The organism is Sphingopyxis macrogoltabida (assembly GCF_001314325.1).
Lineage (GTDB): Bacteria > Pseudomonadota > Alphaproteobacteria > Sphingomonadales > Sphingomonadaceae > Sphingopyxis > Sphingopyxis macrogoltabida.
Genome location: NZ_CP009429.1, coordinates 1,083,286 through 1,097,027, shown reverse-complemented (window position 1 = coordinate 1,097,027; position 13,742 = coordinate 1,083,286). Strand labels below are relative to the sequence as shown.

Below are 13,742 nucleotides of genomic sequence, written 5' to 3'. Positions count from 1 at the left end.
GCGGAGTCTGCGCGCCCTTATTGGGCGGGAGTGCGCTGCTACTATGATAGTCTCGGGTGATGATCCTGTGAGCAGGGGCGCGCAGCGGTTCGAGGTGTTCACGGGCGCGGGCAAGCGACGGGAGTGGCCGCCCGAAGTGAAGGCTTCGATTGTCGCAGAGTGCTATTCGGGGCGAGAGGGGATCAGTGCCGTGGCGCGCCGGCATGGGCTTGCTCCTTCGCAGGTGTACGCGTGGCGGCGGGATTTGCTGAAGCGGCTCGATGTCGAGGGCGTAGTCCCGCCCTCAGCAGAGCCGGAAGCGCCGGCGTTTGTGCCTGCTGTCATCGAGCCGAGCACGATGCCGGAACCCGCTCCTGCGCGTCGTGCCCGCCGCCAGCGCCGCGCAAAGGGTGCCGCGATCGAGCTGGAGATCGACGGCGTATCGGTGAAGATCGGCCACGATGCCGATGCGGGCATGATTACCGCCGTAATCGATGCGCTCAGGGCGACGCGATGATCGGACCCGGCGCTGGCGCGCGCGTGATGGTGGCCACACGGCCGGTCGATTTCCGCAAGGGGCCCGATGCGCTGGCGGCGCTGGTGGGTGCCGAGTACGGCGGCGATCCTTTTTCCGGCGTGATCTACGTCTTTCGGGCGAAGCGAGCTGACCGGATCAAGCTGGTCTGGTGGGATGGGACGGGCCTGTGCCTCATGGCCAAGAAGCTCGAGCAGGGTGGCTTCAAGTGGCCAGGCATCCAGGACGGCGTGATGCGCCTGACGGCCGCGCAACTCGGGGCTTTGCTCGAGGGTCTCGACTGGCGGCGCGTGCATGGTGGACGTCGGCCGATAGCGCCGCAGATTGCCGGTTGACGGAGCTTTCTACCGCTGATTCAGTACCTCCATGCTCATGGAAGCCGACCTTCCCGAGGATATGGATGCGCTCCGCGCGCTAGTGCTGGAGCAGTCCCGGATGTTGGCCGATGAACGGGCCGCGGCCGCCGAGCTGGTGCATGCAAAGGGCGAGGCCGAAGCAGAGATCGAGCGGCTTTAGGCGATCATCGACACTTTCATGCGCCATCGCTTCGGCGCCCGGTCCGAGCAGCTCGATCCCGATCAGCTCCAGCTGGGGCTCGAGGATGTCGAGACCGCGCGTGCCATTGCCGAGGCCGAGAGCGAAGCGAAGACCCGCCCTGCTCGTGGCGACCGACCGCGCAAGACCAACCGCGGATCGTTGCCGGCGCATCTCGAGCGCATCGAGCAGGTGGTCGACGTCGAGAACACGGCGTGTCCCTGCTGCGGCGGTGCACTCCACCAGATCGGCGAGGATGTGTCCGAACGGCTCGATGTCGTCCCGACCACATTCCGGGTGCTGGTCACCCGACGGCCACGCTATGGCTGCCGCGCGTGCGAGAGCGCAGTCGTGCAAGCGCCTGCGCCGGCCAGGATCGTCGAGGGCGGCATTCCGACCGAGGCGCTGATCGCCCAGGTGCTGGTGTCCAAGTACGCCGATCACTTGCCGCTCTACCGGCAAGCCCAGATCTACGCTCGGCAGGGCATTGCGCTCGACCGTTCGACGCTCGCCGACTGGGTCGGCCGAGCGGCATGGTATCTGCGCCCCTTGCGCGACCACATCCTGGAACGACTAAGGCGGTCGACAAGGCTCTTCGCCGACGAGACAACCGCGCCGGTGCTCGACCCAGGGCGAGGCCGGACCAAGACCGGCCAGCTCTGGGCCTACGCTCGCGACGATCGTCCTTGGGGCGGCAGTGATCCGCCGATGGTCGCCTATGTCTATGCCGCCGATCGCAAGGCAGAGCGGCCCGACGCTCATCTCGGCGACTTTGCCGGCATCCTGCAGGTCGACGGCTATGGCGGCTACGTTGCGCTCGCTCGTCGTCAGCAAAAGGTGAGCCTGGCCTTCTGCTGGGCACACGCGCGCCGCAAGTTTTACGAGCTGGCCGATAGCTCGCCGGTCGCAACCGACGTCCTACGCCGCATCGCCGCGCTCTATGCCATCGAAGAAGAGGTGCGAGGATCACCAGCCGAGCAGCGCCGCGCTGTTCGCGATGCCCGCAGCCGCGTCATCGTCGATGACCTGCGCCAGTATCTCGAGGCCCGCAACCGCCAGGTCAGCGCCAAGAGCAAGCTCGGCGAGGCGATCCGGTACACGCTCACCCGCTGGGACGGCCTCACGCGCTTCCTCGACGATGGCCGCATCGACCGTACGCCTTCGGTGAGTGCCGCCTTGCGGTGATCGTCTGATATTTGGAGATGGCACCGGTGCAAGCACTGGTGTTTGCACTGGTACTAGAGACGGTGCGATGGGTCAGGTGACGATAATTTCGGGCGTTGAGCGGCGGCGCTATTGGTCTGATGAACAGAAGCGTGCGCTGGTGATGGCGGTTTCGCAGCCTGGTGCGAACGTGGCGGAGATCGCGAGGGAGGCGGATTTACGGCCCGGCCAGATATATCGCTGGCGGCGGCAGATGTTCGGTGATGCGCAGGGGTTTGCGGCGGTGGCGGTCCAGCCTGATCCAGCGCCGCCGGCAGGGCCTGCGGTTGTCGTGGAACTGGGCAACATCATGGTTCGCATTGCTGCTGATACGCCGCCAGATCTGGCTGCTGCCGTCTTGCGGTCGCTGCGGCGGTGATCCCGGTCCCCTCGGGCGTCCGGATATGGATCGCGACCGGGCATACCGATATGAGGAAGGGCATGCGATCCCTGGCTCTGCAGATCCAGCAGAGCTTCAAGCGCGATCCCCATGCAGGGGATCTTTATGTCTTTCGGGGTCGCCGCGGCGACCTGTGCAAGATCCTGTGGCATGACGGCATCGGCATGTCGCTCTATGCCAAGCGTCTGGAGCGCGGGAAGTATATCTGGCCATCGGCCTTAGACGGGGTAATTGCCATTTCCGCCTCACAGCTGGCCTGCATGCTGGAGGCGATCGACTGGCGTAATCCACAGGCAACATGGCGGCCGACATTGGCTGGATAAGTGATCTGCATGGCCTAAAAAGCTAGAGATTCCGGTGCTTTTCTGCTATGCCTTTGGGCATGGGGAACGCGGCGCAAGCAGAGATCCAGAACCTTCGCGAGCGGCTTGCTGCGGCCGAAGCTGTTGCCGCTGAAGTGGCCCGGATCAAGGCGATCAACGCCGATCTGGAAGCCCGCAACGCCCTTCTCCAACTGCAGAACGAGAAGATGCGCCGTACCCTTTATGGCCAGCGATCCGAACGCACCCGCCACCTGATCGACCAGATGGAGCTGACGTTCGAGGAGTGCGAGACCACTGCCAGCGAGGACGAGGCGTTGGCCGCGCTGGCGGCAGCGAAGAGCAATGTCGCGCCGTTCGAACGCAAGCGGCCCGCCCGCAAGCCCTTGCCCGAGCATCTGCCGCGCGAGCGTGTCGTCATCGCCGCGCCTGAGGCCTGCCCTTGTTGCGGGTCGGACCGGCTGTGCAAGCTGGGCGAGGATATCACCGAGACGCTCGAGATCGTGCCCCGCCAGTGGAAGGTGATCCAGACTGTGCGCGAGAAGTTCTCCTGCCGGGAGTGTGAGAAGATCACTCAGCCGCCAGCGCCGTTCTACGTCACGCCCCGCGGGCTCTTCGGCCCCAACTTCCTGGCGATGCTCCTGTTCGAGAAGTTCGGTGCGCATCAACCAATCAATCGCCAGCGTGATCGCTACGCCCGGGAAGGCGTAGAGTTGAGCCTTTCCACGCTCGCCGATCAGGTCGGCGCCTGCACCGCCGCGCTCATGCCGCTCTATCTGCTGATCGAAGCCCATGTCCTTGCCGCTGAGCGGCTGCATGGCGACGACACGACGATACCGGTTCTGGCGAAGACCAAGACTGATACGGGCAGGATCTGGACCTATGTGCGGGACGACCGGCCTTTCGGCGGGCCAGCGCCGCCAGCAGCGATCTTCCATTATTCCCGTGATCGGCGGGGTGAGCATCCTGTCGCCCATTTACGGAGTTGGACCGGTATCCTCCAGGCTGACGCTTATGCAGGGTATAACGCGCTGTTTCAGACCGACCGCGTTCCGTCGCCGTTGGCCCGCGCCCTATGCTGGAGCCATGCACGCCGTTACTTCTTCGAGCTGGCCGATATCGCCACCCAGCTCAAGAAGCGCCGCAAGAAGGCGCCGGTCATCTCGCCGCTGGCTGTGGAGGCCGTCCGCCTCATCGATGTGATTTTCGACATCGAACGCGCCATCAATGGGAGGTCCGTGCAGGATCGTCTTGCCCTTCGGCAGGAACTCACCGCCCCGCTGGTCATCGATCTGGAGGCATGGATGCGCGAGAACCGCACGAGGCTCTCGAAGAACAGCGATGTCGCCGAGGCTATGGATTATATGCTCAAAGCATGGCCGGCGTTCACTGCCTTCCTTGATGACGGCCGCATCTGCCTCACGAACAATGCCGCCGAACGGGCGCTGAGGGGCATAGCCTTGGGAAGAAAGTCGTGGCTCTTCGCCGGCTCAGATCGCGGCGGACAGCGTACCGCATTCATGCTCAGTCTGATCACGACAGCCAAGCTCAACGACATCGATCCGCAGGCCTGGCTTGCCGACGTCCTCACCCGGATCGCCGACATCCCGCAAAGCCAACTGGCTGATCTCCTGCCGTGGCAATGGCGAACACTGGAAAATCAACGCCAAGCCGCCTGATCCGCGGCCTTCAACGAATGCGTACCATCGACCTCGATAACAATGCCGTCGAGCGATCAATCAGGCCGCTGGCTCTAAATCGCAAGAATGCGCTCTTCGCCGGCTCAGACGAGGGCGGCGACAACTGGGCCGTCATCGCCACTCTCATCGAATGCTGCAAGCTCAACGCCATCAATCCGCACCAATGGCTAACCGAGACGCTCAGCCGGCTCGCCAACGGTCATCCCGCCAGCAGCATCGCCGAGCTCATGCCCTGGACCGCCGTGGCCTGAAAACACCGGTTACGTTTCGTGCCACGTGATCGCAGAGGAAACGGTAGTCGCCACAAGCCTGGCTTCGGACGCGACGGTCGTAATGTCCGCGCCTAGCTCCTTGCGGAGGGCGCTCAACTTGTCTTTCCATCTGATATGCTCACCGACCTTGCTCTTGGGCGGTTCAGATGCCTCGAGGAGCAGGAATTCTGCGCCCTTTTCGGCGATGCCTGGTGCGAGCAAGTGCGGCCGATCTACAAACTTTCTTGGGTCAAAATTGGCACCGATCCGCTTTGCCTTTTTAGCAATGTCCGGTTTGTCGGTGCGCCGAAGCCAATCGTCGATGGAAACCAGTGCCGTGTCCACAGCGACATTCGTTGGCCCCAACAGAAGTATGCGAGACTTCGGAAATCTCTTAAGCAGGTAAGCGCCCAACGCGCCAATCGTAAAGGTCTTACCAGTTCCCGGCGGACCAATTGTGATCGAGCATCGATAAGCCGAGTTCTGGACCGCAATGACTTGCCTTTCGCGAAGGTCGGCAAAGGCATCTCCAAGCGGGAGAACTGGCTGTAGCGGCTCTGTGTCTTCTTTGGTCTGGCGCAGCCGTTTGGCTGCAAGCGCGCCCATTTCCCCGGCCCACATATCGATCAGCGGTCCAAGGAAATCTCCAGGGAATAGCCAGATCTGACTTCCGACCGATGGCATCCCGCCTGCTGCGATCTGAATCACGATCCTATCGTGATCGGTGTCGACGAGCTTGATTATGCCTCCGGCTTCAAGCTCATCGCCCCATTTAGCCCTGACGCCTTCCAAGGCTTCATCGATGACAACCCGGCGCTGCCCTTTGACCGACCGGACGACCAGAACAAGGTAACCGTCGTCCCAATCCGCAGAGGCGACTTCGACCCTGCCGCCCTTCTGAACGAAGCTTCGTTCTGCTTCCAATGCCCCTTGGATTGCAGTACGCGTTATCGCCATCGCTCAAACTCACACCAAGGCGACAATGCGATTGCTGGCACTGTCTACTCGGACAGCGAACCGTTCATCCTGGCTGAGGTTATAGGCCAGGCGATCACTGAAACTGAACGGGAACAGCACTGGTGTCGTCGAGACCGAGCTTATGGGCATTCCTCGGCCAGCATGGCGTAAAGCCGCCTCTACCAGCCAGAGCTCCAAGTCTGGCGTAAGAGCCATGGGCTCGCGCCGCGCCGTGATGTCTTTGCCTTTGTTCATTCGCTCGATCGCGCCCCAATCTGCTTGGGATTGGAGCACCATGTTGGTCATCCGACGGGTTCCCTCTCGCTCACCATAAACCTCCGCCATCCGGCGATGGACTTCCGCTGACGAGCATTCACCCTGCAAGCGGAGCAGTCTTCCAACGATCTCGGCGACCGCTCCGAAAAATGGATAGGTCGCAATTGCCATTCCCCAAGTCAGTGCCGCCACAGAGGTACTGGGGTCAGATTTGTAGATAGCCACGGCACGATCACACATATTCTCGATGTCCGACCTCGGTTCCAACCAAAGTCGGTTCAACACTGTGCGTGTCTTCTTCTTAGCCGCAGTGCCTGTATGGCTTGCGTCAATCAGGGCGGTCAGTTCTTCCAAAGTTTCGAGGCCGGCTCGCACACGGAGCGCGGATCGAGCCCAGTCCAACTGGATATACCGGTCGAAGCCGATCTGGGGCGCGGTATCACTTTTCATGGCTTGAACTCTGCTGCGTAATGCGGACGAAGGGGACTATCAGCTCTTCAACTGACATTCCGCCATGTGCGACCACGCGATCCCCCACTCCTGTGAAGGCCCCCCTCCCCTTTGGATAAACAGGGAGAAAATCCACCGGAAGCCCCGGCAGGTCGAACCTAAAGGCATCAAGATCGGCAGGCACTGAGGATGCCAGGTCGGCGCTTCGGTAGACCCTGACCCGCTCCCCCTTTATTTCGGAAAGGACCCCTTGGCTCAGTCGGCCGATCCCTTTGGCATCGACGTTACCGTGATCTGATGTCAGGAAAATCTCAAAGCCTTGGTCGAGAAGCAGCGTGATGAGTTGATCCACGAAACCGGTGTCGCACCAATCATCAATCTGACTGGCGATGCCTCGCTTACCCAGGATCGCGCCATGAACGATCTCATCGACCATATCGACGACGATTCCGGCGATCTTGATGCTTGGACCACTAACCGCATCAGCAATCCGCGACAGGTCCTCGCGGCGTTTCACGCCTTTGAGATAGACGATTTCATTCCGGCGAAGTCCAGCATCTTGCCAAAACTTGGCCCATAAAGTCGGCTCCGCAGCTGTGCTTTCTATCGTTCCTGCGAACTCGCGTGGCCTGAGCCCCGAAAAGACCGTTTGACGCGAGACCGAGGTTAGACTTGGCAACCAGGCAAAACAGGCCCCTTCGTCAATCTCGATGGATGGCAACTTCGCGGTCAAGCGCCCGCGAATTTTGTACCACTGATCGATGGCCAAACCGTCGAACAGAAGCAGAGCTTGTCTACCACCACTTTCGTTGCGGCGATAACTGAGGTGCCGCGGAACGTGATGCAGCATGACAGGAGCTTTTGATACGGGGAGCGAAGGTAGGTCAGCAAAGTGCCGAACTAGCCAGCCCTGAAAACTGTCGTCAGCTGATTGCTGAAGATGCTCGACGTGAAGTGATACATCATCCCCGAGCTCTACTGGAAGCTCGAAAAACTTAGAGAGGATATCCCCCATACGCTGTGCAAACGACAGCCATTCACGATGGTGAGCACTTTCACCGGGCAGGTCCTCTGCAAGCGCAGTGGCGCTTTCTGCAATGAACTGAGCCTGGCCTTGGACGTCCTTCTTGATGCCGACTTGAATCCACGCCGGCGCGAGCGCCGAAGCGGCCTCGAATGCAACCGGTTCGAGGCTTCCATCCAAAAACAGGGAGTCGACCACCATGCGAATGTCTGGATGGTCGAACGGAATCGCGAAACTGGAGACAGAGCCCTCATCTTGGGTCCCAGATGCGCCTGGCGCCGCACCAAACGATTGCAGGTATGCCAGCCATGCCGCCTGAATTGTTCTCAGCGCGAACGCTCTGTCTTCAACCAGTTCCGTAATCGGCAAATGCGCGAGAATTGAGCGCGATCGCAGCGTCGCAGCCATCCTGTCAGCTAGTACCGCTGGCAAACTCCAGCCCCGGAGATGCAATCGGAATACCTCACGCCAGAGCGCGACTTCATCGTCGATGAGAACCGGAACGATCTTGAAGACATGCGTCAGTATGAAGTCGCTCGTCGCTGCATCCCCCAGGACCTGAGACGCATGCGCTTGATGAGCATCGTACAGCTTCTCGTAGTACACCGCTCCGGTCTGGCGCAGCACTGAACTGCTGAGCTTGTCGAACAGATCTGCGAGGCCGAGACGAACAGTACGCGCTTGCTTGAGGTAGTCCCACGGCAGGACGTCACTGTCATTGGACGAAAGGTGTAGGATCAACGCAGCGCTTGGAGGATTTCGTCCCTGATCCCAAGCGGACCGGTAGCGTTCTTCATAGTAGGCTCTGAACGCCATGGGATCGTCATAAGACACAAGTTCAAAGCCGCGGTCACGCAACGATTGCAGAACGTGCTCATCCAACAATACCAGGTCCGGGTCGCATGCGATCCAGAAACGCGCGAGATCAGCAGGAAACTCCCGCAAGATGCGGTCAGTCCAGACACTCATAGCCCATCCCCTTCGGGGGCGCCGACACGTAACATGAGAACGGCGGTGAGGTCGGGCGTATAAGCTTCTGCGGCATCGAGCTGCGCCATGCGGGCGTCATGGTCGGCGCGCAGACGCTTGCGACGATAATCCCGAACTGTTTGTAGTCCGATCCGGCCAATAGCCTGATGTCGAGCATCGAAGGCGTACTTGGCCCGTTCACGCTCGTCCTGGATACGGACCCCGTGCTCTTCGATCAGCTCAGCAAAGATGCGTTCGCCTTGGACGAGCGCTGCTTCTCTTGAACTTTCAAAGCACCCACTTGCGTCACCGGCTGCAACCGCTCCGATGCTTTCGACATGTTCCGTCAGGAGGAGATCCCATATCCGCTTGGCCGTGGGCAGGAATGTCCGCCCTTCGTCATTCACGAAGACCGAAAGGAAGCGCCGCCTGCTAAAGACATCTGCGGACAAGCTGATTTCCCACAGCGACCATACGCCCCGGACGCTGTCAGGAAGTCCGGCAATCCGGACGACAGGAAGCGGTTGCCCGGAAACACATCGCGGCAGCTCGCTGATCAGTGCCCTAGCGCGAGGATATTCAAGCGTCACCCAGTCGGCGTCGGGCCGCTCCTCGGCCGTTCTGGCATCAAAGCAGACATTGGTGGACTCGCTTCCGTCAGCCCAGCGCACCCGCCAGACATCAGCTTCTTTGACCGCCTCTCCTCCCCGCGCAGACAACCCCGTGGTGATTGCCCGCTCAAGCCAAAACTGCGCAGGATGGTCTCTCCATTTGCGAGCATCGTCCGGATCGAGCTGATGCCCATCGGACAGAAGCTCGTTGCTCCTCCGGCCTTCTGCGATCGTCGATCGAAGCTGTGCTACGACCGCGTCGCATTCCCTCTCGACGTCTTCCGGGTTCTGAAGCCCATGGACAAACAACTCGTCAAAAAGTGGCTCTGCTTCGACCGAATCCATCACATCGGCCGCCTTATCTACTCCGAACTCCTCGGCGATGACCGCGAGCTTTTCTTCGAGAACCTCGCGCACGCGATGCTCGACGGTATCCTCAAGAACGAAGTTGATCGCTCGGACGACGTGCGGCTGCCCGATACGGTCGACGCGACCGATGCGCTGTTCGACCCGCATGGGATTCCACGGCATGTCGAAGTTCACGATGACGTGGCAAAACTGGAGGTTCAAGCCCTCGCCGCCAGCGTCCGTCGAGATCAGAATGCGGATATCTCGTGAGAATGACTGCTGAGCCCGGCTGCGCGCTTCGAGATCCATACTCCCATTCAGGGTGACGACCGAAAAGCCTCGACTTTCGAGGAATTCCGTAAGCATAGCCTGCGTGGGGACGAACTCGGTGAAGACCAGCACCTTCAACTCAGGATCGTTCTCTTCCTGCTGCAGCTTGTAGATCAGCTCGAGAAGCGCCTCAGCCTTGGCGTCCGTTCCCTGCGCCTCCGTGGCGCGGGCAAGCTCGAGCAGCGTCTCGACCTCGGCCTTCTCCATTTCCCAACCCTTGGCCTGGATCGCGAGATCCACCTGGGTCTGGCCATCAAGTTCAGCCCACTCGTCAACGTCAGCCGTCTCAAACAAGGATGGCTGAAGCTGCGGCTGATCCAGCAAGGCTTGGCGTTTTTCAAGGGTCGCCCGAATGGCCGCCGTGCTGGACGTCACAAGCCGTTGCATCAGGATCATCAGGAACCCGATGTGCCGCTGCTTCGCGGCCATCGCCTGATTGTAGCCGTGACGCACATAGCCGGTAACGGCCTCGTAGAGCTTCTGTTGGCTCGTATGGCGGTCCTGCCATGCCACTGGATGAAGCCGGGTCATGCGCGGCTTGAAGAGCGGCTTTCCCTCGGCATCGATCGCGACGCGCTTTTCTGTGCGCACGACGAAGGGGCGTACCCGCTCGCTGGAGACGCTGCTCTCGTCCGGAAAGGTGTCCCGGTCGAGCAGCTGCATCAGCCGATGGAACTGATCGGTCTTCCCCTGATGCGGGGTCGCGGACAGCAGCAGTAGGTACGGTGCTGCTTCCGCCAGTGCAGCGCCGAGCTTATATCGCGCGACCTGGTCTGTGCTGCCACCCATGCGGTGGGCTTCGTCGATGATGACCAGGTCCCACGATGCTGAAATCAGGTCTTCGAAGCGCTCCCGATTGTAGGTGCTGAGCTGTTCAAGGCTCCACCCTCGCCGGCCTTCGAGCGGCTTCACGGAGTCCAGAGAGCAGATCACCTGATCATGCAGCCGCCAGAGGTTCTCCTCATCGCTATGCCACTGGCGAAACGCGGAAAGCTCAGCGGGCTCGATGTACTGGAGGTGTTCGCCGAAATGCAGACGCATTTCAGCTTTCCACTGCCTGACCAGTCCATTGGGCGCCACGACAAGTATCCGGCGGGCCATGCCCCGAAGCTTTAACTCACGCAGGACGAGGCCGGCCTCAATGGTCTTACCAAGTCCGACCTCGTCCGCGAACAGGTATCGGATCCTGTCTCGGCTCATGGCCCGGTTAAGGGCGTAGAGCTGATGTGGCAGCGGCACGACGCTTGACTGGATGGGCGCAAGAAGGAGGTTGTCCTCCAACGCATCCAGCAGCTTCGCCGCCGCAGCGGTGTGCAGGATCTGATTGACCGTCGGCTGGACGACTTCAAGCGGCATCAGGTCAGTCGAGCGAGCCCGGACGACAGCGTCCTTGCCGGGCAGCCAGACCCGATAGGCGGTTGCGCCCCAGATCTCCTCCCGATCAACGACACGGCAGGGTGTGGCATGTCGTTCATGCCAGCACCAATCGCCGATGCCATGTCCACCGCCCGCACACTTCACGCATCAGCCTCCATGCGGGTGAGCGCCTGATCGTACCAGAGCAGCAGCTTCTCATCCTCCTGCAGCGCCTCTTCAGGGATCTTCTGGGCGATGCCGATGATGGTCTTGTAGTCCTTTGCCCCCCACGCGGTCTTGAAGCCCGCGCGCAGCACTTCGAGACGGAACTCCTTCAACTTACGCCCGGACACGGACTTGTAGTTCTCGAACTCCTTGAGCAGTGACCGCTCGCGCTTCTTCTCCAGATCCTTCGACTTGCTCGGATCGGGAACGTACCAGCGGTCTTTCGCCTTGGACTTCAGGCGCGGATCTTCTTTCTCCAGACCGCGCAAATCCTTGAAGTTCGATGAGAGGTAGCTGTGGATCTGGCTCGGCACGTCATTGTCGCCATCGTAGCGGAGGAAATTGTCAGCGAGCAGCGCCGAGAGCTCCGGTCTTTCCTCGTGCTTCCGCCAGCCTGCGCCAAGCTGGGTTGTAAACTCAGGGTGCACCTCCTGATAGGTAGATGGACGCTTGCCCAGGAAGTCGGTTAGCCAGTCGATCGCAGAGCGCTCGTCAGAGACAAACAGCTCCATCTGGGGTGCCTGCGCCGCCTGAGCACGCTTGCGGTCGTACTCTGCGACCTGCTCCGGAAGGAACGCCATGCCGTCGCGCATGGGGAAGCGGTTCCGAAGGCCTTCAAGGAATTCCTCAGTTGAAAGAGGCACCGGAAAGTCGTGACGGACGAACCATGCGACCATCCGATCGTAAATGCGACGAGCGTCGCGCTCAACCACCACTTCCAGCAAACCATTTCTTTGCTTGGAGACAGGTAGCTGGCGCAGGTGCGTCTGGACGAAATCCCACGCAGACTCAGGGGCAGCCCCCCTCTCCGATAATCGCTGCTCTAATCCTCCGTTCGGTTTGTAGACGGATATAACCAGATCCTGCTTGACGGCATTGGGCGACATCGCCTGCTGAAATGTCAAATGAATTTTATCAAGGGTAGAGACCTCCGCAACAACAAAACCCACCTGTTGCAGCGCCACTTGAATTGAGTTCCATACCGACGCGCGACTATTAGAAAATACTACAGTCATCCAACGACCGGGTTTCAATACCCTATAAAACTCCGCAAAACATGCCTGCATCAACCTTTGATATTCTGGAATTCCCTTCCCCTTTACGCGATCCACTATTGCTTCACGGTCAGGATCAGTAATCACACCATGCCATGACTCAGTCAAATAATTCAAGTCAGAGTAATATATGTTTTCTCCGAAAGGCGGATCAGTAAAAATGTAGTCCACTGACCCTTCTGGAATGCCGCAAATTTTTGCAGCACTATTCGTTGAAACGAATACCGATTTCCCCCATGACCTGCCCTTACCCCAAGCCGTCTTCTCCATTCTTTTAATTCGATTGATACTACCCCGCAGGAGATCAATGACATTAGCTTCGGCTACTAGCGACGAAACGTAGAATACACCTGTAAGAGGTGAATTGCCAAAAGACGATGCCGGGCGATATCGATTGAGAATCGACGCATTTACGAACTGGTGCTGGGCGATAATTGTGAGCGCCCTTCTTACATTCGCATCCTTGACCTCTCGCACCTTTGCAAAAAATCCGGACAGAACCTGAAGTGAGCGCGGCAAGAAGAGGTCATGTATGTTTTGAACCTTAGTCGTCCGCATCCGGCCAACCCGAGTCATTTGCATGTCGGGAAACTCATTCGTTGGCGCATTGACAGGAAACGGCATGTCGGCCACCCGTTTGATGATATTCAGATCATCATCACTCGGCTTCCGGTCGTATTTTTTCTTTGAGCTTGTATAACTAACCAAAACGGGGCGTCGCTTTGGGCGTTGCCTTTCCTGTTTTGTCCCTGGGTCGAGAATGGTCTCGAATGCGAGCTCCAGCTCGCGCTTTCCTAAATCGGCGTCGCAATGAGGACAGACAATTGTGTCTTTGACACGTCCCGATGTATCTAGTGCGTGATCGTGGAATAGGATTTCACCAGCGCACTCGGGACAATGGAACACTTCAGACCAAACCGTGAAGCCGATTTTCCCGATACGTGATCCGTCATGAACCGCGTACATCCAACCGTACTCGGACTCGAGCTCCGAAAATATTCGGTTAGCTTCTTCTAGAAATGACTCAATATCGAGTGAGTGATTGTAATTGTCCGCAATAAATGTTGCAACCGGAGATATGTCAGAGAGGATCGTCGGCCTCCCCCCCCACTTGGGAGCCTCTAGTCCTGCCGCTTTCCATTCACTTTCGATCATGGCCTTGTACTGTGCGGGTGCGACTGCACACCATTGCGCAGCTACACCGGTCATGCCGGAGCCG

The 13,742-nt window shown here is 59.6% G+C and carries 11 protein-coding genes and 2 pseudogenes; 8 read left to right on the top strand and 5 right to left on the bottom strand.

What is annotated here, in order from left to right:
* Positions 1-43 precede the first annotated feature (43 nt).
* The 8 genes and pseudogenes from tnpA to LH19_RS05290 form a co-directional block, all read left to right on the top strand.
* Positions 44-496 (top strand): IS66-like element accessory protein TnpA, encoded by a 453-nt coding sequence (gene tnpA / locus LH19_RS29615; RefSeq protein ID WP_054725492.1) that lies wholly within the window; start codon positions 44-46, stop codon positions 494-496.
* Positions 493-849 (top strand): IS66 family insertion sequence element accessory protein TnpB, encoded by a 357-nt coding sequence (gene tnpB, locus LH19_RS05315; protein WP_054725489.1) that lies wholly within the window; start codon positions 493-495, stop codon positions 847-849. The genes tnpA and tnpB (LH19_RS05315) overlap by 4 nt, the downstream gene beginning before the upstream one ends.
* Positions 850-880: 31 nt before the next feature.
* Positions 881-1,030, top strand: coding sequence for a hypothetical protein (locus tag LH19_RS29810; protein WP_407696700.1), 150 nt, complete (start codon positions 881-883; stop codon positions 1,028-1,030).
* Between the two features lie 3 nt (positions 1,031-1,033).
* A pseudogene (gene tnpC / locus LH19_RS05310) lies at positions 1,034-2,200 on the top strand (IS66 family transposase); the annotation flags it as partial.
* 100 nt (positions 2,201-2,300) lie between these two features.
* On the top strand, positions 2,301-2,630 hold the full coding sequence (locus LH19_RS05305; protein WP_054725486.1) for a transposase: 330 nt from the start codon (positions 2,301-2,303) through the stop codon (positions 2,628-2,630).
* Positions 2,627-2,974 carry an IS66 family insertion sequence element accessory protein TnpB gene (gene tnpB / locus LH19_RS05300; RefSeq protein ID WP_054725483.1) on the top strand — a complete coding sequence of 116 codons (348 nt, stop codon included), beginning with the start codon at positions 2,627-2,629 and terminating at the stop codon, positions 2,972-2,974. The genes LH19_RS05305 and tnpB (LH19_RS05300) overlap by 4 nt, the downstream gene beginning before the upstream one ends.
* A gap of 59 nt (positions 2,975-3,033) precedes the next feature.
* A complete protein-coding gene (tnpC, locus tag LH19_RS05295; protein ID WP_054725480.1) occupies positions 3,034-4,650 on the top strand; it encodes an IS66 family transposase in 1,617 nt (538 codons plus the stop codon).
* A 26-nt stretch (positions 4,651-4,676) separates the two neighbouring features.
* Positions 4,677-4,922: pseudogene (locus LH19_RS05290) on the top strand (transposase domain-containing protein); the annotation flags it as partial.
* 9 nt (positions 4,923-4,931) lie between these two features.
* Here the strand turns inward: LH19_RS05290 and LH19_RS05285 are convergent.
* The 5 genes from LH19_RS05285 to LH19_RS27780 are packed head-to-tail and all read right to left on the bottom strand — an operon-like array spanning position 4,932 to position 13,732.
* A complete protein-coding gene (locus tag LH19_RS05285; RefSeq protein ID WP_054725474.1) occupies positions 4,932-5,879 on the bottom strand; it encodes an AAA domain-containing protein in 948 nt (315 codons plus the stop codon).
* A 9-nt stretch (positions 5,880-5,888) separates the two neighbouring features.
* Positions 5,889-6,605 (bottom strand): hypothetical protein, encoded by a 717-nt coding sequence (locus LH19_RS05280; RefSeq protein WP_054725470.1) that lies wholly within the window; start codon positions 6,603-6,605, stop codon positions 5,889-5,891.
* Positions 6,595-8,598 (bottom strand): BREX-3 system phosphatase PglZ, encoded by a 2,004-nt coding sequence (gene pglZ, locus LH19_RS05275; protein ID WP_054725467.1) that lies wholly within the window; start codon positions 8,596-8,598, stop codon positions 6,595-6,597. The genes LH19_RS05280 and pglZ overlap by 11 nt, the downstream gene beginning before the upstream one ends.
* Positions 8,595-11,408: a DEAD/DEAH box helicase gene (locus LH19_RS05270; protein ID WP_054725464.1), complete on the bottom strand. Its 2,814-nt coding sequence runs from the start codon at positions 11,406-11,408 to the stop codon at positions 8,595-8,597. The genes pglZ and LH19_RS05270 overlap by 4 nt, the downstream gene beginning before the upstream one ends.
* Complete coding sequence (locus LH19_RS27780) at positions 11,405-13,732, bottom strand: DNA methylase (RefSeq protein ID WP_205626792.1); 2,328 nt, start codon at positions 13,730-13,732, stop codon at positions 11,405-11,407. The genes LH19_RS05270 and LH19_RS27780 overlap by 4 nt, the downstream gene beginning before the upstream one ends.
* Positions 13,733-13,742: the final 10 nt, after the last annotated feature.

What these genes read in the sequence shown, in the direction of transcription:
- LH19_RS29810 (WP_407696700.1), top strand. Translation starts at nt 881, where the DNA reads ATGCTCATGGAAGCCGACCTTCCCGAGGATATGGATGCGCTCCGCGCG.
- LH19_RS05305 (WP_054725486.1), top strand. Translation starts at nt 2,301, where the DNA reads ATGGGTCAGGTGACGATAATTTCGGGCGTTGAGCGGCGGCGCTATTGG.
- tnpC (WP_054725480.1), top strand. Translation starts at nt 3,034, where the DNA reads ATGGGGAACGCGGCGCAAGCAGAGATCCAGAACCTTCGCGAGCGGCTT.
- tnpA (WP_054725492.1), top strand. Translation starts at nt 44, where the DNA reads ATGATAGTCTCGGGTGATGATCCTGTGAGCAGGGGCGCGCAGCGGTTC.
- tnpB (WP_054725489.1), top strand. Translation starts at nt 493, where the DNA reads ATGATCGGACCCGGCGCTGGCGCGCGCGTGATGGTGGCCACACGGCCG.
- LH19_RS27780 (WP_205626792.1), bottom strand. Translation starts at nt 13,732, where the DNA reads ATGACCGGTGTAGCTGCGCAATGGTGTGCAGTCGCACCCGCACAGTAC.
- LH19_RS05280 (WP_054725470.1), bottom strand. Translation starts at nt 6,605, where the DNA reads ATGAAAAGTGATACCGCGCCCCAGATCGGCTTCGACCGGTATATCCAG.
- LH19_RS05285 (WP_054725474.1), bottom strand. Translation starts at nt 5,879, where the DNA reads ATGGCGATAACGCGTACTGCAATCCAAGGGGCATTGGAAGCAGAACGA.
- pglZ (WP_054725467.1), bottom strand. Translation starts at nt 8,598, where the DNA reads ATGAGTGTCTGGACTGACCGCATCTTGCGGGAGTTTCCTGCTGATCTC.